This is a genomic window from Myroides sp. TSA_177.3, assembly GCF_052691955.1.
On sequence record NZ_JBQZGD010000001.1, the window covers coordinates 184,505 to 206,727 of the forward strand.

At 35.5% G+C, this 22,223-nt stretch carries 19 protein-coding genes and 3 tRNA genes; 10 read left to right on the forward strand and 12 right to left on the reverse strand.

From position 1 onward, the window contains the following. Window positions 1-18 precede the first annotated feature (18 nt). Entirely contained in the window at window positions 19-531 is a 513-nt protein-coding gene (locus ACUTSE_RS00770; RefSeq protein WP_445638874.1) for a gamma carbonic anhydrase family protein, read from the forward strand. Between the two features lie 98 nt (window positions 532-629). Here ACUTSE_RS00770 and murI read toward each other — a convergent pair whose 3' ends face one another. The 8 genes from murI to ACUTSE_RS00810 form a co-directional block, all read right to left on the reverse strand. Then, window positions 630-1,409 (reverse strand): glutamate racemase, encoded by a 780-nt coding sequence (gene murI / locus ACUTSE_RS00775; protein ID WP_445638875.1) that lies wholly within the window; start codon window positions 1,407-1,409, stop codon window positions 630-632. 61 nt (window positions 1,410-1,470) lie between these two features. Next, window positions 1,471-1,986 carry an OmpH family outer membrane protein gene (locus ACUTSE_RS00780; RefSeq protein ID WP_002989920.1) on the reverse strand — a complete coding sequence of 172 codons (516 nt, stop codon included), beginning with the start codon at window positions 1,984-1,986 and terminating at the stop codon, window positions 1,471-1,473. A 22-nt stretch (window positions 1,987-2,008) separates the two neighbouring features. After that, window positions 2,009-3,283: an OmpH family outer membrane protein gene (locus ACUTSE_RS00785; protein WP_445638876.1), complete on the reverse strand. Its 1,275-nt coding sequence runs from the start codon at window positions 3,281-3,283 to the stop codon at window positions 2,009-2,011. 29 nt (window positions 3,284-3,312) lie between these two features. Continuing rightward, window positions 3,313-5,979 (reverse strand): BamA/OMP85 family outer membrane protein, encoded by a 2,667-nt coding sequence (locus ACUTSE_RS00790; protein ID WP_445638877.1) that lies wholly within the window; start codon window positions 5,977-5,979, stop codon window positions 3,313-3,315. 11 nt (window positions 5,980-5,990) lie between these two features. Beyond that, window positions 5,991-6,731: an isoprenyl transferase gene (locus ACUTSE_RS00795; RefSeq protein ID WP_002989928.1), complete on the reverse strand. Its 741-nt coding sequence runs from the start codon at window positions 6,729-6,731 to the stop codon at window positions 5,991-5,993. Then, window positions 6,732-7,412 carry a type IX secretion system protein PorG gene (porG, locus tag ACUTSE_RS00800; RefSeq protein WP_115092470.1) on the reverse strand — a complete coding sequence of 227 codons (681 nt, stop codon included), beginning with the start codon at window positions 7,410-7,412 and terminating at the stop codon, window positions 6,732-6,734. Window positions 7,413-7,547: 135 nt separating this feature from the next. Then, window positions 7,548-8,432, reverse strand: a complete 885-nt coding sequence (locus ACUTSE_RS00805; RefSeq protein ID WP_445638878.1) for an NAD kinase — start codon at window positions 8,430-8,432, stop codon at window positions 7,548-7,550. A gap of 1 nt (window position 8,433) precedes the next feature. After that, window positions 8,434-9,093: a CBS domain-containing protein gene (locus tag ACUTSE_RS00810; RefSeq protein ID WP_445638879.1), complete on the reverse strand. Its 660-nt coding sequence runs from the start codon at window positions 9,091-9,093 to the stop codon at window positions 8,434-8,436. A gap of 94 nt (window positions 9,094-9,187) precedes the next feature. On the opposite strand from ACUTSE_RS00810, the gene ACUTSE_RS00815 reads away from it, so the two are divergent. The 9 genes from ACUTSE_RS00815 (at window position 9,188) to clpX (ending at window position 20,908) form a co-directional block, all read left to right on the forward strand. Further along, window positions 9,188-9,901: a pyridoxine 5'-phosphate synthase gene (locus ACUTSE_RS00815; RefSeq protein WP_445638880.1), complete on the forward strand. Its 714-nt coding sequence runs from the start codon at window positions 9,188-9,190 to the stop codon at window positions 9,899-9,901. Next, the gene (locus ACUTSE_RS00820; RefSeq protein WP_445638881.1) at window positions 9,901-10,674 is read left to right on the forward strand and encodes an alpha/beta fold hydrolase; all 774 of its coding nucleotides are present in this window, start codon (window positions 9,901-9,903) and stop codon (window positions 10,672-10,674) included. The genes ACUTSE_RS00815 and ACUTSE_RS00820 overlap by 1 nt, the downstream gene beginning before the upstream one ends. 309 nt (window positions 10,675-10,983) lie before the next feature. After that, complete coding sequence (locus tag ACUTSE_RS00825; RefSeq protein WP_445638882.1) at window positions 10,984-13,926, forward strand: DUF7507 domain-containing protein; 2,943 nt, start codon at window positions 10,984-10,986, stop codon at window positions 13,924-13,926. Window positions 13,927-14,237: 311 nt separating this feature from the next. Then, window positions 14,238-15,488 (forward strand): OmpP1/FadL family transporter, encoded by a 1,251-nt coding sequence (locus ACUTSE_RS00830; RefSeq protein ID WP_445638883.1) that lies wholly within the window; start codon window positions 14,238-14,240, stop codon window positions 15,486-15,488. 18 nt (window positions 15,489-15,506) lie between these two features. Beyond that, window positions 15,507-17,129, forward strand: a complete 1,623-nt coding sequence (locus ACUTSE_RS00835) for a hypothetical protein (RefSeq protein ID WP_445638884.1) — start codon at window positions 15,507-15,509, stop codon at window positions 17,127-17,129. An 11-nt stretch (window positions 17,130-17,140) separates the two neighbouring features. After that, entirely contained in the window at window positions 17,141-17,497 is a 357-nt protein-coding gene (locus tag ACUTSE_RS00840; protein WP_002989947.1) for a phage holin family protein, read from the forward strand. Window positions 17,498-17,595: 98 nt separating this feature from the next. Next, window positions 17,596-18,921: a trigger factor gene (gene tig, locus ACUTSE_RS00845; RefSeq protein WP_445638885.1), complete on the forward strand. Its 1,326-nt coding sequence runs from the start codon at window positions 17,596-17,598 to the stop codon at window positions 18,919-18,921. 83 nt (window positions 18,922-19,004) lie between these two features. Next, a complete protein-coding gene (gene clpP, locus ACUTSE_RS00850; RefSeq protein WP_002989952.1) occupies window positions 19,005-19,664 on the forward strand; it encodes an ATP-dependent Clp endopeptidase proteolytic subunit ClpP in 660 nt (219 codons plus the stop codon). A gap of 2 nt (window positions 19,665-19,666) precedes the next feature. Continuing rightward, window positions 19,667-20,908, forward strand: a complete 1,242-nt coding sequence (gene clpX, locus ACUTSE_RS00855) for an ATP-dependent Clp protease ATP-binding subunit ClpX (protein WP_115092480.1) — start codon at window positions 19,667-19,669, stop codon at window positions 20,906-20,908. A gap of 161 nt (window positions 20,909-21,069) precedes the next feature. Here the strand turns inward: clpX and ACUTSE_RS00860 are convergent. The 4 genes from ACUTSE_RS00860 to ACUTSE_RS00875 form a co-directional block, all read right to left on the reverse strand. Beyond that, window positions 21,070-21,155 (reverse strand) — tRNA-Leu (locus ACUTSE_RS00860). 180 nt (window positions 21,156-21,335) lie between these two features. Beyond that, window positions 21,336-21,689 carry a hypothetical protein gene (locus ACUTSE_RS00865; protein WP_115092481.1) on the reverse strand — a complete coding sequence of 118 codons (354 nt, stop codon included), beginning with the start codon at window positions 21,687-21,689 and terminating at the stop codon, window positions 21,336-21,338. A 92-nt stretch (window positions 21,690-21,781) separates the two neighbouring features. Then, window positions 21,782-21,867: transfer RNA gene (locus ACUTSE_RS00870), tRNA-Leu, on the reverse strand. Between the two features lie 13 nt (window positions 21,868-21,880). Then, window positions 21,881-21,956 (reverse strand) — tRNA-Gly (locus ACUTSE_RS00875). Window positions 21,957-22,223: the final 267 nt, after the last annotated feature.

Genomic DNA, 22,223 nt, shown 5'->3' on the forward strand with positions numbered 1-22,223 from the left:
TTTAAAATATAATGAAGTATGATAATAAAAGAAATAAGAGGAAAATACCCTCAAATAGCTGCGGATTGTTACATTGCTGAAAATGCGACTATCGTTGGTGATGTTACGATAGGAGAATCGTGTAGTGTTTGGTTCAATGCTGTAATACGCGGAGATGTGAATTCGATTACCATAGGAAATCAAGTCAATATTCAGGATGGAGCGGTGATTCATTGTACCTATGAAAAACATCCAACGGTTATTGGAAACAATGTATCTATAGGACATAATGCCATGGTACATGGTTGTGTTATACATGATAATGTCTTGATTGGAATGGGGGCGATTGTGATGGATAATTGTGTGGTGCATAGCAACACCATTATTGCTGCGGGAGCTGTTGTTACACAAAACACAGTAATTGAGTCTGGAAGCATTTACGCAGGGGTTCCTGCTAAGAAAGTAAAAGATATCAATGCTTCTAACTTCGCTGGGGAAATAGAGCGTATAGCAACGAATTACGTGATGTACTCTAGTTGGTTCAAAGAATAAAAGAAAAGAGTGGGGGAGGATGATAACTTTCCCAATTAAAGTATGTAAGGGATCAAGTATCTTTAATAAAAAAGCATGGAAATTTCCATGCTTTTTTATTAAAATTCAATTTGTTGAACTTGGACATCATCAGGTGCAAAAGTCTGTAAAATACTAGGATCAACGTTTGTGTAAAATACTGTGTTGCCCTTGTTTGTATGGGGGGTCAATAAATGATGTTCTCCCAATATTTTTTGCGTGTGTTTTGCCACAGCCTCGCCTGAGTCAATAATCAATATATGCTCGGGAATTAAAGTCTTGATGATGGGGGTTAAGTAAGGATAGTGCGTACAGCCTAATACAAGGGTATCCATGCCTTGTTCTACCATTGGTAATAGATACAGTTGTAAAAGATCTTTCATTTCTTGTGAGTGCAGTTGTCCGGACTCAATCAAGGTAACGAGATTATAGCCTATTTGCTCAATTATCTTAACGTTAGGGTATAGTTTTAGCTTAGAAGTAAATAAATCACTTGTAATGGTTCCTTTTGTAGCTAAAACGCCTATAGTTGAGGTTTTAGTCAATAAGGATGCAGGTTTAATTGCGGGTTCTATTCCAATAATAGGAATAGTGAAAGAAGAACGCAACTCTTGAATGGCATTGGTTGTAGCTGTATTACAAGCAACAACAACAAGCTTACAGCCTTGATCAACGAGGTATTGTACATTTTTATGAGATAAGGCAAGAATAGCTTCTTTGGTTTGCGTACCATAAGGAGCGTTCTTTTGATCGGCTAAAAAAATGGTGTCCTCCGTAGGCATTAGTTTGTGTATCTCCTGCCATATTGTGGTTCCACCTATACCAGAGTCAAATAGACCAATGGGATTTGTATTTTTCATAAGTAGAACAAAAATAAAAAAGTCCGTTGTAATAACGGACTTTTTTATTGAAATATAAAAATTATTTAATACCTAATTCTTTTTTTACATCAGCTGCTAAGTTTGTACCATCAGCTAATAAAACTCCTGAACCCATTGAAGAATCTAAAACATATTGGATTCCTTGAGCACGAGCTACTTTTTGGATTGCAGTTCTAGCTTTCTCAAAAATTGGTTGTGTTAAATCAACCTCTTTCTTTTGTAAATCTTGTGAAGCTGTAGTCTGGAATTGTTGGATTCTTTGTAAAAGATCTTCAACTTCTTTTTGTCTATCTTCATTTACTTTGTCTCCTACAGTAGGTGCTTCAGTTTGGTATTTTTGAGCTTTTGTTTGGTACTCAGATACCATTGTTCCGTATTCTTTTTGATATTTTTCGCTTAATGTTTTCAATTCTGCCTCAGCTGATTTCATAGCAGGCATTTCTGTAATCAAAGCTTGAACATCGATGTGTGCAACTTTAGTTTGAGCTGTTGCTGTTGTTAAGCTAACGCCAAAAAACATTACTGCTGCAATCAATAAGGATTTCATTTTTTTCATTGTATTCGTTTTTTATATTATTTTACTTGTTACTTTTTGCGGCTTCAATTTGTTTTTTCATTTCTTCTTGTTCTTGAAGCATTCTCTTGCGTTTCTCTTCTTGTTCTTGTTGAACACGATCTTTAATTTCCTGTTGTTTACGTTGAGTTTCCTCGATTTGTCGTTGACGTTGTTCTAGGGCTTCTTTTTTCTTTTGCTCTAGGTCGGCTCTACGCTTAGCTTCGGCAGCTTGTCTTTCAGCAATTAATTTCTCAAGTTCTTCATTCTTTTCATTCTTTTGCTGTTTTTCTGCTTCTTCTCGTCGTCTATCTTTTTCTTCTTGTTCTCTTTTTTCTCTAGCAGCTTTTTGCTTTTCAGCTTCTTCTTGCTGCTCTTTGATTTGCTTTTCTCGATCTAATTGAAGTTGCTCTCTCTTTTGTTTATCTTCTTGCTTCTTCTGCTCAATTTCCTCTTGCTTTTGTTTCAACGCTTGTTTTTGCGCTTCAATCTTTTCTTGTCTTAATCGTTCAGCTTCTGCTCTTTTTTCTTCTAACTCCTTCAGCTTCTCTTCCTGTTGACGTTTTAAAGCGTCTTCTTTGTTCGTTTGCTCTTGCTGATTAGAAGTTTGCTGTTGTTTCTGCTTTTCCTCTTTCTGTTCTTGACGCATTTGACGTTCAGCTTCTTCTCTTCTTCGTTGCTGTTCTTCACGTCTACTTTGTCTCAACGAAATAGCATCTTCTTCTTTTTCCTCTTTCTCTACTGCTTCAACCTGTTCCGCAGTCATGTTTTGTTTTCTTCGAGCAGAGGTCATACGACGAATGACTAAATTACTAATATCATATCGTTTATCCGCTATTAACATCGTAGTTTCTGCATTCTTGTCTAAAACATAGTCGTATTTTCTAGCTTCAGCAATATCTTGTACCATAGAGAATACCTGATCTTGAATCGGTTTCGCTAAACTTATTTTTTGCGAAAAGTACTCTCCATCTGTACCAAAATATTTTTGTTGATATTTTAAAAGATCGTCTTCAAGAGAACTGATGTCTTCTTCTTTTTCATTAATCAAATCACGAGTTAGCAATACTCTTTCATTTGCTAAATCCGTTTTGAGCTTTTTAATCTCTTCCTTTTTCTTATCAATTTCTTGTTTCCAGCCTTCTGCACGGGAAGCTAATTGTGCACTAGCTTCGGTGTATTCCGGGACGTGTTGCAAGATAAGTTCCATATCAATATAAGCAACTCGGGCAGACCCACCTTGTGCAAAGGAAAAGGAATATCCAAAAATACTGATTAAAAAAATAAAAAGATACCTCATAATTTGTTAAATTTTAGCAAAGTGTATCACTAAAACTGTTGACCAAGGATGAAGTGAGTCTCCCAACCGTTTTTCTGAGTTGTTCCTGGAGGTGCATCAAATCCATATCCAAAGTCAATACCCAATAGACCAAACATAGGCATAATCACACGAACACCCAATCCAGCAGATCGTTTTAAATCGAATGGATTGTAATCTTTGAATGAATCATATGCTGCTCCTGCTTCTGCAAATGATAATACATATACTGAGGCACTTGGTTTTAGTGTAATAGGATAACGTAATTCTAGGGTGAATTTATTGTATATCGTACCACCAATTTGTTCACCATATTGATTAATTGGTGTCAATGCTTGGTTTTTGTACCCTCTCAACTGAACAACCTCACGGCCATCTAATGAGAAGTTTACTAATCCATCTCCTCCTACATAGAAGCGCTCAAATGGAACAACACCACGGTTGCTATTATACGCTCCCATATAACCGAATTCTCCTACTGTTCTAAATACTAATTTATCAAAAATTGTGGTATACCAATCACCTTTGAATTTTAATTTATAATATTCTAACCAGTTGAATCGTTTTTGGTCAACTTTACTCGCATCAGCAGTAGCATCTTGCCAGTTGCTTACTGGTTGTCCAGCTGCATTTAAGTATGTACCTTCAGGAATTACTAATCCAGTATTTGGATCAACTTGTCCTGCTTTAGATCTGTATTTGTATTCTTGTTGATTTCCTAAATTCTTGTAGTCAACATTGTTGAACAACGAGTAAGGTGGAGTGAATTTTCCACTGATACTAAAGAATGAACCGAAAGTAGGGAAGTTTGGATCCATTCCTCGGTTGTCTCTCGTTAATTCAATTTGATACGCTAAATTTCGCGATGAACCATCACCAAACGTAAATAGTCCAGTGTTATAGTTCTTCATATCATAGTATTGGAAACTAAGTGTATGTGATAATACAAAATAATCATCTGGAACACTTAATTGTTTCGCAACCCCTAATTGTAATGTTGTAATATTAAAACCTCTACTACGGTCTGTTCTTCTGTTGTAGTAGTCGTATAAGTTTTGTGTACTATAAGCAATGGTACCAAATAAGTTTACCGGTTTTTTTCTACCCAACCATGGTTCAGAGAAACTCAAACTATACGTTTGGTAGTATGAACTTCCTTGTAATCTCAAGGCTAAAGATTGACCATCTCCCATTGGGAATGGATGGTATGCTTTTTTATTGAAGATATTTCTTAAAGAGAAGTTATTGAATGACAATCCTAAGGTTCCGATGAAACCTCCTCCACCGTATCCTCCTTGTAATTCAATCTGGCTTGAACCTTTTTCAGCTACTGACCATTCCACATCTACCGTTCCTGAAGTTGGATCTGGATTTAAAATGTCTGGTACAATGGCTTGTGCATCAAAAATATTCAATGCCCCTAAACGACGCATTGTCTCCATAACCATCGCTTTGCTCCAGATTTCTCCAGGTCTTGTTTTTAACGTACGGTGGATAACGTGATCATGCGTATATTCGTTTCCGCGAACAGTAATGTTGTTGAAACGTGCAATAGGTCCTTCTGTAATTCGAATCTCGAAATCAATCGTATCATTCGCTGTTTTTACTTCTACTGGAGTAATATTAGAGAATAAATATCCGTTGTTTTGATATTGGTTGGTTAAATCATACGCATCTGGATTAGAAGAATCTTGAATACGTTTATTTAATAACACGCCATTATATACTTCTCCTTTATCAATTCCCAAGATATTGCGAAGTTGATTATTCGTATAAACGGTGTTTCCAATGAAACGGATGTCTCCGATGTAGTATTTGTTCCCTTCTTCCACATCGATGTTAATCGCCATGCGATTTGTTTTTGGATTGTAAGCAGTCGTATCTGTAATAATACGTGCATCTCGGTATCCTTTTTCTTTGTATTTATCCACTAAGCGTGTTAAATCTTCCTCATATTTCGATTGAATAAATTTGGAAGGTTTAAAAATACGTAATGGATTGAATGGACTGCGTTTTTTAGTGTCTTTTAATGCTTTGCGCAACTGTTTGTTTGTTAACTGCTGGTTACCATCAAAAGTAATATCTGAAATACGTACTTTTTTTCCTTTGTCAATACCTACAACTAAATCTACGTATCTACCAGTTGAATCCGTAGGTACCGTATTTAATGTGATTTTTGTATTGTAGAAACCGTCTTTTTTGTACTTATTTAAAAGATAATATTTCGTTGTAGAAAGTAAGTTTTCATTAACGATTTTCCCTTTTGTCAATTTAGCTTCTTTGATTACCGTTTCAGACTTCGCTTTTTTGAAGCCTTTTACTTTAGCGCTATTTAAACGAGGTAACTCATTTAAAGTAAGTTCTAAATTGATAGTATCGTTAACAACAGATGTTTCGTAAAAATTAATGTCTTTAAAAAAACCTAGTTTCCATAGTTTTTTTAAAGCATCCGAAATCTCTTCTCCTGGAACAGAAATTTTTTGACCTTTATTTAAACCTGTAAAAGTTACAACCGTTTGAGGATTGTAATTAATTTTACCAGTTACTTTTATATCTCCTAAAATGTAGGTTTTAGGGGTTTCTAAAGTAGGAATGTTGTCCCCTTGCTGTGCTTGTGCACTACTACAAATTAGACCTGCAATAAACAGAGCAAAAAGTGAGATGCCTTTTTGAAACATTATTTTCGTTTTTATTTAATTTGTTCACTAGTTTTTCCAAATCTTCTCTCTCTGTTTTGATAGGATAGAATAGAACGATATAGCTCGTCCTCAGAGAAATCTGGCCATAATACCTCCGTAAAATACAATTCCGCATAAGCGATTTGCCAAAGCAAGAAATTACTTATTCTTTGCTCTCCACTTGTGCGAATTAACAAATCAACATCAGGCATATTATGCGTGTAAAGATGCTCATTAATAATTGATTCGTCAATATTGTCTTCTGAAATTATATTATTTTTAACTTTAATAGAAATTTCCTTAATTGCGTGTATTATTTCTGCTCTGGAGCCATAACTTAGTGCTAAAGTTACAGTCATCCTTTTGTTTTCTTTCGTTTTATCAATTGCGTCTGTTAACTTTTCTCGAACTTTTTCTGGAAGTAAATCAATATTTCCTATCGCATTTAAAGCGATATCATTCTTCATAAAAGTCGGGATTTCCTTGGTCAACGCTTTAATCAATAATTCCATCAGTTTATCTACTTCATATTTGGGTCTATTCCAATTTTCTGTAGAAAAAGCGTATAGGGTTAAATAGTCAACGCCTAATTCTCCGCATGTTGTGATAGTTGTTCTGAGGGATTTTACACCATTCTCATGGCCTATTGTTCGTAGAAAACCTCTTTGTTTCGCCCATCTACCATTGCCATCCATGATAATTGCAATGTGCTTTGGTAGATTACTCATGTTAATTTGTTCTTTCAATTTCATTTAATCTGCGCAATAACAAGGATTATGTCCAAAAGTATAACTTATTGTAATGCCTGAATAGAAAAACCAGTCATTTCCACTTTTTCCAAAACGATAGCGTTTGGTACTAGAAGAAGTAGGATGACTACCATCTAAATTATCAGTAAAAGTATAAGTTGCGGTAACTTCTGCATTGATATTAATCTGAGGGTTTACTCGAATTTTCATTCCTGCTGCAAATGGTATTGCCGCATTGTATTTTTTATCCCCTTTAATCATTTTTTTATTTCTATGGTAAATATCAGAATAACGAATACCTGATAAACCGGCGTAAAGATAAGGAGTCATGGCGAAATTCTCTTGGTGTAAATCGAATTCAAAAAAGTTAAATTCAATACCCAAGCTCAATTGCTGTAGTGTATTATCAAAACGCAAGCCTCTTTCTTTTCTACTTTCACTAGAAGCATCTGCATCATTTCCTGTTAGTTTGTGTTGACTAAAACTCAAACGATAGGAATGTCTAGGGCTTTTGTTCCATCTATAAAAAACGTTATAGCCTATATTCTTTGGATTGATAAACTGTGCAGATCCAATATCACCTACATAGTTTGTACCACCTAAACCGAAGCCTACCTCATGGATTTGAGCGTATGCTAAAGGCATGGTAAGTAGTAAGATAAATGTAATTAAGGCCTTTTTCATTTTGTTAAAATAATTCACAAATATAGTAATAATGAACTCTCTTTGTTTGAAAAAAAAGATTTTGTTGAAGCAAATACTAACAAAATCTTGTAATAAACAATAAATGTAGCGAAAAAAATGGCGCTACATGCTTATTTAATTGCGTTTGTCTTCTCCCCAAAGCAATTTATTTCGCAATGTCTTGATAAAACTTTGTTGTGGAAATTCTACCAAATTAATCGTAAATGGCGCTTTTGAAATAGTTACTTCTGTTTCGTTGTTTACCGCTTGTGTACTACTGTCCACAGAAAGTAAAAACTGACTTTCTCTTGCGTTTACTTTTAATTTAATCGTAAGATTATCTCGAATGACCAATGGGCGAACATTTAAATTGTGAGGTGCCAAAGGAGTAATAACAAAACAACCTGTTTCTGGTTCAATAATAGGGCCTCCACAGCTCAATGAGTATCCTGTCGATCCAGAAGGTGTTGAGATGATTAACCCATCTGCCCAATACGTAGCCAAATACTCATTGTCTAAATAAGTCTCAACCGTAATCATAGAAGTCGTGTTTTTACGCGATACCGTGATGTCGTTTAAAGCAAAATTAATATCGAAATTGGAGTTAGCCACAGGATCACAAGCAATAGTGAGTAGTGCTCTTCTCGATAATTTATAGGTGTCTTTAAACAAATGTGGTAAATGTTCTTCGATTGTATCTTCTTGAATATTAGCTAAAAATCCCAAACGACCAGCATTGATTCCAACAATGGGAATATTTTTGTCTTTGATGAAATTTGCGGCTCGTAACATCGTACCATCGCCACCAATACTGATGAAGAAATTCACATCCGTTGGAAGTTCATTCTCATCTCCAAAGGTTTCATACGTCGTCGGCAAGATATTGATCTCGTTCAAAAGATTGTAAAAGTTACTTTCAAAAATAATAGTAGGATTGTACGTCTCTAATACATTTAAAAGTCGTTGAACGATTTGTTGTACGATGGTTTTATTGGTTTGCCCGTAAATTGCAAATTTCATACTATAGGTTTAAAAATTTGTTTAGATAATTTGAATGCTCAATCAACTTGTTCTGATGTAAGTCTTCGTCGTGATGCGAGACAATTGTAAAATCAAAACGTCTAAAGTCTTGAATAATTGCCTCAATATTTCGTTGACTAAGACGCAACAGCAGTTGTGTTTGATTGTCTTTGGTTTGAAGTACTAGAATACCGAGTAATTTAGTATTGTTACTTTCGACAAGTTGTACCACGGTAGAAAGACTGTAAGCTTCAGCGTTAATTTCAATGATGAGCGTCGTTCCAGGTTCCGTCAGAAAGGTGCTTTCTAGTAAATTGGCCGTTAATGCCGCTTTGGGTAACATACCCTTGAGGTACATTTCTTCATCAAGTACAGGTAATAAATTGCAGCTATTGAGAATAAACGTATCAGCAATTTTAGCTAAATCATCAGAGGAAAAAGCAAAGAAAGATTCTACATGATACTGTAGATTCGCAATCTTTTCTGTTTCATCTACATCATAAAGTAAATCGGTCGCGATATTGCCTATCCACTTGTTGTCCGAATCGACAAGGGAAAGATGCGAATACTCATGCTGATCTAAAAAGGCTATGACCTCACTCACTTGCATATCGCTAGTGAGGGTAGGTGCGTCGATGAATAAAGATTCTAAGGTTATCAAAATACGTCTGATTGAAATGCTTTTGCAAAATAATTAAAAATAAACCAATAAGCCTTAATTATACTTTGTATTTTTGTTTTTTAATATCTTAATTATGACAAAGCTATCTGTAAATATCAATAAAATTGCTACTTTAAGAAACTCTAGAGGTGGTAATGTACCTAATTTATTAAAAGTTGCTGAAGATGTTCAAAAATTTGGTGCCGCAGGTGTAACCATTCACCCTCGACCAGACGAACGTCACATTCGTTATCAAGATGCAAGAGATTTGGTGCAGGTTGTTCATACAGAATATAATATTGAAGGAAATCCAATGGATGACTTTTTGAAGTTGGTTTTTGAATGTAAACCGACGCAGGTTACATTAGTACCAGATGCCGTTGATGCATTGACTTCTAATGCGGGGTGGGATACGGTGAAACACAAAGGCTTCTTAACTGAGGTGATTCAAGAGTGTAAACAACAAGGAATTCGCACATCTATTTTCGTGGACCCTGTGTTGAGTATGATTGAAGGGGCAAAGATAGTAGGAACAGACCGCATTGAATTGTATACTGAAGAATTTGCAACTCAGTATGGTTTAGGTAATAAGAAGGGAATTGAACCTTATATTAAAGCAGCGGAATTGGCTGTTGAATTAGATCTAGGTATTAATGCAGGACATGATTTGAGTCTAGATAATATTCAATTCTTTAAAGCGAATATTCCAAATTTATTAGAAGTGTCTATTGGACATGCGCTAATTGCAGAATCGCTTTATTTAGGATTGGAAAATGTAGTGAATATGTATATAAATAAATTGAGCTAATGAAAGAGATTTTATATTCAAAAATTGAAGGGGAAGGCGGAATACCGATGCTAGTATTGCACGGGTATTTTGGTATGTCGGATAACTGGAACACGTTTGGTCGACAAATGACAGCATTAGGATATGAGATGCACTTGGTAGATTTGAGAAACCACGGGCGTAGTTTTCATTCTGATGAATGGTCTTATGAGGTAATGGTAGAGGATATCATTCGCTATATGGATCACTATAATATGTGTGATGCTATTGTATTAGGGCATTCTATGGGAGGAAAAGTAGCCATGCATTTGGCAACAAAATACCCGAATCGCGTAGAGAAATTAATTATTGCAGATATTTCTCCTCGTTCTTATGCTCCGCATCATCAAGATATTTTAGAGGCATTAAATGCAGTTGATTTTTCAACAAAGCCTTCAAGAAAAGAAGTAGATGATATTGTAAGTGCGCGAATTACAGATTTTGGGACAAAACAATTTTTGTTGAAAAGTTTATATTGGAAAGAACCAGATCAATTGGCTTTCCGATTCAACTTAGATGTTTTTAATAGAGATGAAAATGTGGTTGGTGAAGGTATTGATGAAACTGCTTTATTTGATAAACCGACTCTTTTTGTACGTGGAGGCGCATCAAAGTACATTCAAGAAAAAGATGAAGTGCTCATTCAACAGCATTTTCCTCAAGCTGTTATTGAAACTATTCCTGGGACTGGACACTGGTTACACGCAGAAAATCCACAGCTGTTTTTTGAAATCGTTTCGAATTTCTTAGCTTAAAAAGCGACGATACATCAATATTGAAAAGGCTCTTGCAAATTTGCAAGAGCCTTTTTTTGTTAATTATCGGGAAGTAGGGTTGTTTTTTATTATTTGAATGGTGGAATAAAAATACTGTTTTTGTTTAAATTATTAAAGTTTAGATGTTAAAATAAAAAAAATAGTATTTTTTGGTTATTTTTTTATTTTGTATAATTTGCGGTATAGTTAAATTTAACTTAAATTGGACGGATTTTATTTTAGAATAGAGTTAACCTGAAGCTTACCAACGCAGGTTTAGTATAAACCACTTTAGATCGAACGATATTTATGAAACAAAAAAACTTTTTACTTCTCAGTATTTTACTTTTGTTGAGTAATGCTGTATTTGCTCAATACTATAAGACCCATCATATAGCGCCAGCACCATGGCAATATTGGAGCACCGCTAATCAAATTGTAATAGGAACTTTGTCAGCAACACCTGTAGAAGTTGTATTGAAAAAAAGTGATGGAACTCTTTTAACGACGTTAACGGTAACAGCAAACGATCCTATTGCGTATCGTTTTGTAGGAACTGCTAATACGCAGAATCGAAATGTTGTTAACACAACATATAACGATCGTGGGTTATTGGTTGAGGCAACTGAACCTGTATTAGTGAATATGCGAAATATTGCTTCAGACGCAACAGTAGGTTGGAATTCTTTAGGGGTGGAAAACATTAAAGGAAATGCCTCTTTAGTGAGTTTCGGTGAGGAAGGATTAGGTGTGGAATTTCGCTTGGGATACTATAGACAAAGCACCCAAGGACTATATGAGGATGCACCTGTTTATTCTGTAATGGCAACTGAGGATGAAACGGAGGTAGAAATACAACAAGCAACAGGTGTAATGACTTTTACACTGGAGCAAGGGCAAAGTAGACTATTTAAAGCACCCTTAGGAAGCTATTTAAAAGCAACGAAGTCTGTCGTGGTCAATGTAGGAAACTGGGGGGATACTCCTCGATTATGTGGACCAGGTGGAATTAACGGACAAGATGGGACTTTTGACCAAGTGGCACCTGTACATATGTTGGGGAATCGCTATTTAGTAGTTCGTGGTGAGGGAACCATTCCCAATGATACGCAACGCAATCAATTCTTAGGATCAGAACAGAGTTTAATTGTGGCAACAAAGGATAATACAACAGTTACCATCAAGAGTTACACGCCACAAGGGGTGGAAACAGGGACAATGGTTACGCAAGTATTAGCTAATGCAGGAGACTATTATTCGTTTTATCATGGGGATGGTCGAAATCCCAATTCTTCTAGTTTGGTTGTATCAGATAACGAAGTAATTGTATACGCAGGTACAGCAGTTGAATGTGAAACGGATATTTCTACCGTATTGCCTATTGGTGGTTGTGCAGGATCAATCAATATTCAAACCAAGAAATTCGTGAATTATAATGATGGAGGATTACCTTATATGGGATTCGCTATTATTGAGCACCCAACAGAAGTTGTTTACATCAACAATCAAAATATTGAAACGTTAACAGGAAGAAATCGAGTGCCATTAGGAATTAGTGGTTTATACATGATTACGTTTAATCATACGTCTATTGGAAATCCAGAAAATATTGTTCTGCGCTCTGAATTGCCTTTAACAGCTAGTTTGGTGCAACAAGGAGATGGATTTTCTATGTCTGCTTTTTTCTCTTCTTTTGGAGAGGCTGCAAAATCGCCAATCAAGATTCAACAAAATGACAACTGTACAGTGAGAATAGAATCGGAAGAAGATTCATTGGAATATGAGTGGTTTTTTAATGGAGAATCTTTAGAGATTACTACGGAAAATTTTATTGATGTAGTCGCGAGTGGAATGTATGCGGTGAAGATTAAAAAAGAATGTGGTTGGAGTAATATGTCACTTCCACTAGATGTACTAGTGAAACCTTGTACAGATTTAGCTATCACGAAAAAAGTAAAATCACAAGAGGAAAGCATGGCTGTATTTATTATTACAGTGAAAAACTTAGATGAAATTTTTACTGATACTAATGTTGTGGTGACTGACTTATTGCCTTCTGGATATGAGTTTGTTAGCTATCAAACAGATAAAGGAAGTTATGATGAAACGACAGGAGAATGGAAAATAGGAGCATTAGAACCACAAGAAGAGGTTACTATTGAAATTAAGGTGAAAATCAAAAGTGGAGGGGAATATAAAAATATCGCTACAGTAGAAGGTGATAATATCGACCCTAATCCAGATAATAATACTGATGAAGCCATTGTTGCATTAGGTAAATTAGAGTTTACGAAAAAAGTAGTGGACAAGGAATATATCCGTATTGGCGATCGTATTGAGTATGAGATTATTGTGAAAAATATTGGTGAAATTACGATTAAAGATATTGTATTGACGGATGAAAACGCGGATCCAGGATCTTTAAGTCCTGCTAAAATTTCTGTGTTAGATCCGAAAGAATCGGTAACAATACAAGCCTACCATACGATTACAGAAGAAGACTTTAGAGCGAAAGAGGTAATTAATCAAGCTTCTTTAAAAGCGATTGCCCATGGTGGAACAATGACACAATTGTCTGATGACCCTACTACACCACAACGCAATGATCCGACTATTGCGCCAATTTTGTATCGAGCAGATTTACATGCAGTAAAAGATGATGGTATAAAGTACTATACTCCAGGGCAACAAACAACATATACTATTGTTGTTGAAAATAAAGGACCAGGATCGGCTGTAGATGTGGAAGTCGTAGACATGATGCCAGAAGGTGTCAAACACATGGAATGGACAAGTTCTTTGGGAGCATCAGGAATAGGGGATATGATTGATATAATTTCATTATTAGATGTGGGAGATCAAGTGACTTATCAAGTGACCTTAACCATACCCGAAAAACATACGAATGCTTTTATTAATATTGTTTCGGTTACAGCAGAAGATAATGAAGATCCAGTAGAAGCTTGTGAGAGTTGTATGGATATTAACTATCAAAAGGTATTTATTCCTAGGGGAATTTCACCAAATGGCGATGGATTGAATGATTATTTAGATTTAAGTAATTATGATGTAATCAGTCTGAAGGTGTATAATCGATTGGGAATATTGGTTTATAATGCAGGGAAGTACGAAAAGGAATGGTATGGACAATCCAATTCAGGAAATAAATTATTACCAGCAGGAACGTACTTCTACGTGATGCAAAATATTTTAAAAGATACGTATAGTGGATGGATTTACCTCCAGCATTAAATTGAATTCTTACGTTTTTTAGTTTATATTTTGAAAAGCTGTCTTAACTTGTTAGGACAGCTTTTTTTGTTTTTGGAGCAGAAAGCAAAGTACTGTTAAGGGAATGTTGAAAAGAGATACGATTGTATTTGTTAATTAAGAGATAAAATGAATATGTGCTAAATAAAGTAAGTTTATGCTTTGAATCTTTTTTTAAAATAGTATTTTTATTTCTATTTTTTCTTTTTTAGTGTTAAAGTGGGTATTAAAAATTTGTCAAATTAGGATATCTTTTTATATTTACTATAAATGAAATAAAATAAGTGTTAATTATGATAAAAAAGGTATTATCATTATCCCTTCTGACGCTCATCACGGCATCTACGTATGCAGGTGGTTATCGCGTTAGTATGCAAGGAAATAGACAGCTTGCGATGGGACATGCAGGGGTGGCTGTTATTAGTAGTGGTGCTGAATCATTATTTTTTAACCCAGGTGCATCAGTTTATCTAGAGGATAAGTTTAACTTTTCTGCTGGAATGAATTATTTGGTAGCTGATACCAAATTTCAAAATAAGACCTATGGATGGGAAAATGATACGCGTAACCCGGGGACGCCTTTTTATCTCTATGGGACTTATAAAGCAACGGATTGGATGACGGTCGGTTTAGCGGTTTATACGCCTTATGGAAGTGCTGTAGATTGGGATAGAGATTGGCAAGGGTCACATTTGGTGAATAACATCGATTTAAAGGCCTTCTACTTCCAACCAACGGTTGCTTTCAAGGTAAGTAAGCACTTCAGTTTTGGTGGGGGACCTATCTTCGTTAATGGAGGGGTTACATTTGATAGAAACGTATCTCGTAGTATGACCGATGAGCAAGGAAGAAGAACAAGTGTTGATATCGAAGCGAAAAATGTGACCGCTTGGGGATGGACTGCAGGTTATTTGGTAAGCGTGGATGACCATTTGCGTTTTGGATTAAACTACCGTTCTAAAATTATAATGAAGGAAAATAGTGGAAAAGCTAAATTCTCTAATGTTCCTGGTTTTGGAAAAGACTTGTTTAAGGATGGAAAAATCAAAGCAGAAATGCCGTTGCCAGCTGAGTTAACAGTAGGGGCTTCTTATACTTGGGATAAATGGGTATTTGCCTTTGACTATAATAGAACATTCTGGAAAGTATATGATGCTCTGGTAATTGAATTCGTTGATAGCGCAGTGCCAACATCAGTAAATCCTAGAAATTATAAAGATTCAAGTACATACCGTGTAGGGGCACAATACAGTGTAAATGAGCAATTGACTTTACGTGCTGGGTGGTATTATGATGAAAGTCCGGTACAGAAAGGATACTTTGCGCCAGAAACACCTAGAAATGATTCGCGTGCGTATACTGGAGGTTTAACCTATAAATTTAAAAACGGAATTGGAGTGGATCTAGTATTCTCTTACTTACACTTTAGCGATACCAATAGTTCGTACGATTATTTTCAAGAGGATGGACAAAACGTATCTTTTGGAGGAACATATAAATCTGCTGTTACAAGTGGTGGTGTAGGAATTACGTATAGTTTTTAATGATTAAAGAGATTTAAAATGAAAAGAAAATATTTATATATAGCGCCACTTTTAGCTGTTATAGCTGCAGGATGTGAGCCTTCTATTAAAGATGAAATCAATTCAGATACTTACTATGCAGGTGAAGCTGATTTTTCTTCTTACGTGGCTATCGGAAATTCTCTGACCGCTGGATATATGGATGGAACTTTGTATCGCTCTGGACAACAAAATTCTTTCCCTAATATCTTAGCACAACAGTTTAAAGTTGTAGGAGGTGGACCATTTACTCAACCGCCTTTGGATGATGATACAAACAATGTAGGAGGAATGTTGATTAACGGAAATCCACTACCTGGTTTTGATACTAAATTAGTGATGAATATGTCTACTAGTAGTCCCGAAAATAAAAAGGGAACTGTGACTTTAGATGTAAATAAAAGAGCACAAAAGGCTTATCATAATGCAGGTGTTCCAGGAGCAAAAACATTTCATTTGATTGCACCAGGATATGGAAGTATGAGTAATTTACTGGCAGGAAAAGCCAATCCTTATTTTGTTCGTACGGCTACTTCTGATGAGACAACGGTAATGGCGGATGTTATGACGTTAAAACCTACGTTTTTTACAAACTGGATTGGAGCAAATGACGTATTGGCTTATGCGACTTCAGGAGGAGAAGGTTTAGATCAAAATGAACAAGCGAATGGAACAGATCTTACGCAATATGGAGGAAATGATATTACGCATGTAGGCGTATTTAAAATGGCGTATGAAGGAATTGTAAATACACTAGTTAGTGGTGGTGCAAAAGGAGTAGTTGCGACTGTGCCTGATGTAACAACCATTCCGTTTTTTACAACGGTTCCTTATAATCCAATAACCTCAGCGGTTATCGTTCAGCCTGGACAAAACGAAGATGCTGTTTTTGGTCAGTTGAATTTATTGATTGGAATGTTTAAAGAAGTTTTAACTCAACTGGGTCAAGGTGATCGTTTACAGTTGTTGGATAAAACGAAAGCGAATCCGCTACTTATTCAAGATAAATCACTAGACAATTTAGAACCACAATTAAATGTGATTATAAAAATGTTAGTGGATTCAGGTAAATTTCCAATTAAATTATCTGACCAAGAAATTGCTTTTATTGCAAAAGGCTTTGGTCAAGCAAGACATGCAACAGCAAAAGATTTAATGTTGTTGACAAGTAGAGCGCAAATTGGTGGTGCATTACCTTCGACAGGTAAACCAGAAATGGATGCCATGTTGAAAAAGGGAATTACTTATCCAATCGACGATAAATTTGTATTGAATGTGGTAGAGCAAGAAAAAGTACAAGCTGCTACCAATGCCTTTAATTCAATCATCAAAAATGTGGCGAATGAAAAAGGATTAGCTGTTGCGGATATGAATGATTTGTTGCGCAAAGCAGTTAGTGGATTGAGAGTGGAAGATGGTCAAATTTATACGGCAGATTATTTTAAAGGAATGGGGAACTTAAATACCGTTATGTTTTCATTAGATGGTGTACATTTGAACCCTAGAGGGTATGCGTTTATCGCAGCTGAAATTTTACGTGTGATTAACAAACACTATAAAGCAAATATTCCTCTAGTGAATCCTGCTGTTTATCCAGGACCAACCTTAGTTTTGCAAAATTAAAAATGATATAAATGAGTTTTATAGTTCGATTATTAGTTACAACAGCTTTAGTTGTTTTTCTTTGTTGGCTGTTGCCTGGTGTACACGTGGTAGGATGGACTTCCGCTTTATGGGTGGCTGTAGTGATGGGATTGCTGAATATGTTCTTGAGACCGGTTCTGGTATTTATGACGCTACCTGCTACAATTGTTACCATGGGGTTGTTTCTGTTCGTGATTAACGCAATCATTATCATGTTGAGTGCTTATTTCGTTGATGGATTTCAGGTTAATGGATTTTGGTATGCCCTATTATTCAGTTTAATCTTAGCGTTTTGTCAATCAATCGTAAATGGGATTCTGCAAAATGGTGAGCCAAGAAAGAGATAAAAAATTTAATAGTTGAAAGACAAACACTTAAAAAGTTGGACGGGTTGTAAAAATAATTTATTTTTGCAACCCAATTTTATATGTAAATACATCAAAAAATGAATATTACAAGAAATAATGTAGATGCTCTTAATGCAATTGTTACTATTGAACTTGCAAAAGAAGATTACCAAGGTAATGTAGATACTGTGTTATCTAACTATAAAAAGAACGCTAACGTTCCTGGATTTAGAAAAGGTGCTGTACCGATGAGTTTGATTCAAAAACAATACGGAAAATCTGTATTGTTCGAAGAAGTAAACAAAATGTTGCAAGAGAAATTGAATAACTATCTTGTAGATGAAAAATTAGATATTTTAGGAAATCCTCTTCCAGTAATGAGCGAGAACTTTGACTGGGATGCTGATGTATTAAAATTTGATTTCGAATTAGGATTGGCTCCTGAGTTTACTGTTGACTTAGAAGGAAAAACTAAGGTGACTAAATTTAATATCGTTGCTGATGAGGCGATGTTAGATGAGCAAGTTGAGTATATCCAAAAACAATACGGAAAATTAGTATCGAAAGAGGCAGTTGAAGAAACTTCTGAGTTAGTTGGTACTTTTACAAATGAAGAAGAAGGAATCAACAAAGATGTAACAATCGCTGTTGCTGATTTCAGAACAAAAACAAACCAAAAGAAATTCTTAAACAAAAAAGTTGGTGATCAAGTTACAGTTAACACAAAAGGGTTATTCGAAGACGATCACAAATTAATGGATGTTTTAGGAATTGATCACGATCAAGTTCATGGATTAGAAGTTGATGTTGTATTTACAATCAACGAAATCAACGAGTCTGAAAAGGCAGAATTAAACCAAGAGCTTTTCGATAAATTATTTGGACAAGATGTTGTTACTTCAGTAGAACAATTGAAAGAAAAAATCAAAGAAGATGCTGAAAAACAATTCGCTTCTCAAGCAGATCAAAAATTCTTAAATGACGTTTTTGAATCATTGTTAGAAACTACTTCTTTTGAATTACCTGCAACATTCTTGAAAAAATGGTTAATGACTGCTGGTGAAACTCCAATGACTGCTGAACAAGCAGCTGATGAGTACGAAAAATCAGAAAAAGGTTTACGTTACCAATTAATTGAAGGTAAAGTAATGACTCAATATGAGTTACAATTAACTTTTGAAGATATTAAAGCTTATACAACAAAGTTAATCAAAGAACAATTGGCTCAATTTGGTCAAACTGAACCAGATGATAAAACAGTTGAAGATATCGTTGCAAGAGTAATGTCTAACCAAGATGAGGTAAGACGTATTTCTGAACAAGCAATGAATGAGAAAATGTTAGCTTTATTCACAGACAAAGTAAAAGCAAACGTGAAAGAAGTTTCTTACAAAGATTTCGTTAAGGAAATGTACGGAGAATAATTCTTTCCTGAAAAATAAGTATATTTGAGCGTCTATTTGAATGAATAGACGCTCATTTTTTTAATCATAAAAAGAAATAATTTATGGACTACGGAAAAGAATTTCAAAAATACGCAACCAAACATCACGGTATAAATAGCATGTATTACGATAAAATCGTAAGCAGTATGACTCCTTACATCATTGAAGAACGTCAAATGAATGTCGCTTCGATGGATGTTTTCTCTCGTCTTATGATGGATCGTATCATCTTTTTAGGAACTGCAATTGACGATTATGTGGCAAACATTATCCAAGCGCAATTGTTGTTCTTGTCTAGTGTAGATAATGAAAAAGATATTAGTATTTACGTGAATTCTCCTGGTGGAGGAGTATATGCAGGTTTAGGTATTTATGATACGATGCAATTTATTAAACCGGATGTAGCGACAATTTGTACAGGTATGGCTGCTTCTATGGGAGCTGTTTTACTATGTGCAGGAGCGGATGGTAAACGTTCTGCGTTACCACATTCACGTGTGATGATTCACCAACCATTAGGTGGAGCACAAGGTCAGGCATCTGATATTGAAATCACAGCAAGAGAGATATTAAAATTAAAAGACGAATTGTACCAAATTATAGCAAAACACTCGGGTCAAACGATGGAGAAAGTACATCACGATAGCGATAGAGACTATTGGATGATTGCTCAAGAAGCGAAAGCTTATGGTATGATTGACGAGGTTCTAATTAGAGAATAAATATGGCTAAAGAAGAGATGAGATGTTCCTTTTGCGGACGTCCAAAATCGGAAACAAATATTCTTATCGCAGGTATTGATGCGCATATTTGTGATCGTTGTGTGGACCAAGCCTATGGAATTGTTCTTGAAGAAGAAGATGCGAAACATTTAGAAGGTCTATCCAATGAGTTATTGCTGAAAAAGCCAATGGAAATCCGTGCGTTTTTAGATGAATATGTGATTGGTCAAGATCAAACAAAAAAAGTAATGGCTGTAGCGGTATATAATCACTACAAACGCTTGTTGCAAGAGATGAATGGAGAGGATGAGGATATTGAAATCGAGAAGAGTAATATCTTGATGGTTGGACAGACTGGAACTGGAAAGACATTGGTGGCAAAAACAATTGCGAAGATGTTGAATGTACCGTTGGCTATTGTAGATGCTACAGTATTGACAGAAGCAGGATATGTAGGAGAAGATGTGGAAGGTATTTTAACTAAATTGCTACAAGCAGCAGATTACGATGTTGAAAAAGCAGAGCGCGGTATTATCTTTATTGATGAGATTGATAAGATTGCCCGTAAAAGCGATAATCCTTCTATTACACGTGATGTGTCAGGTGAAGGAGTGCAGCAGGCGTTGTTGAAACTGTTGGAAGGAAGTGTAGTGAATGTACCGCCTAAGGGAGGAAGAAAACATCCAGATCAAAAGTTTATTGAGGTTAATACTAAAAATATTCTCTTTATTGCGGGAGGTGCATTTGATGGAATCGAGCGTATTATTTCGAAGCGTTTGAATTTCCAATCTGTAGGATATGGATCGATCAAAGAAGGAGAAAAAGTAGACCGTACTAACTTGATGCAGTATATTATTCCGAAAGATGTTAAAGACTTTGGTCTAATACCTGAAATCATCGGTCGTTTGCCTGTTTTAACGTATATGAACCCATTGGATAGGGAAACACTAAGAGCGATCCTTACAGAGCCTAAAAATGCGTTGATCAAACAGTATGAGAAATTGTTCGATATGGACGGTATTGCTTTTTCTATTACAGATGAAGCTTTAGATTATATTGTAGATAAGGCATTAGAGTACAAACTTGGTGCAAGAGGATTGCGTTCACTTTGCGAGGCTATTTTAACGGATGCGATGTATGAGCTACCGAGTAAAGAGGAAGTGAAGGAATTGGTCGTTGATCGTGCTTATACAGAGCAGGCATTGAATAAAAACTTAATGCAAAGATTAGAAGCAGCGAGTTAAAAAAGAAAGATTAATTATGTAGATTAATTAATATAAAAATAGAAGGAGTTTAGTTTTATACTAGGCTCCTTTTTTTATACAGTTATCGAAAGGAATAGTTATTCAAATAAAGTAGAAAATAAGGATAAAAAAAAGTCCCAAGTGTTCACTTGGGACTTTTGTACTCGAGGCGGGACTTGAACCCGCACGAACATTACTGTTCACTGGATTTTAAGTCCAGCGTGTCTACCACTTCCACCACTCGAGCCTTTGCTCATCAGTATTAGAACTGTTTTGCGAGTGCAAAGATAGAATAAAAAATAGGTGTCACAAGAAAAAAATAAAGAAAATTAAAACTTTTTTTGAACAGTGATGTTTAGCTGTTGGTAATCAGTATTTTGGTTTTTTGTTTTTTTTGTAGCTGATTTTTTATTTTTTCTTTGTTAGGCTATTCTTCAGGGAAATCTCCAAAAATATCAAGGGATAAATCCAGTGTTTCTGCTGAAGTGAAATTTTGAATTACTTCTTCAATGCCATTTTCAAAACGCAATTCAGTATTGAATCGGCGACTAGTACCGAAAGTGTTTCCTTCAATAACGGTTTTGAAATAAAATTTTCCACTAGGTGTTTTGAAACGTATAGCTTCAACTGCAGAGAAGTTGTTTTTGAGGTAGTCAATGGTTTCATAGACTTCTTCTTTGGTTGTGTGTTCTTGGCTTGTAAGTAGAGTTCGTCCTCTGCGATGTTCAAATGTGAACTTATACGTCTCATTTTCTTTCTGGCTAATAACGATTGCGCTCATGATAAAAATGTAATAAATTCAAGATTGTTGACGCGAATTGCAATTCGCACTTGTCCAAAAAAAAAGTCCCAAGCATTCACTTGGGACTTTTGTACTCGAGGCGGGACTTGAACCCGCACGAACATTACTGTTCACTGGATTTTAAGTCCAGCGTGTCTACCACTTCCACCACTCGAGCGTAATTAAATTACTGGAGCGAAAAACGGGGTTCGAACCCGCGACCTCAACCTTGGCAAGGTTGCGCTCTACCAACTGAGCTATTTTCGCTTATGTTTGTAAGATCGTGCAGTACTTCTGTATTGCGAGTGCAAATATAGAATAGAATTTATTGTTTTGCAAGCTTTTTTAAGGATAATATTGAATGGTTTTTGCTTCTGATTGATAATGAAAGGATTGAGCTCTTTTTTTATACTTGCTTCTTCTTTCTTTTCAACTAATAGTGTAATACCCTGCATTCGGTGGAAATCTTAAATAGACGGTACAACTCTTTTTATATTTGTTTTTTATTAACATTGGCTTGTTTTGTTTAATTTA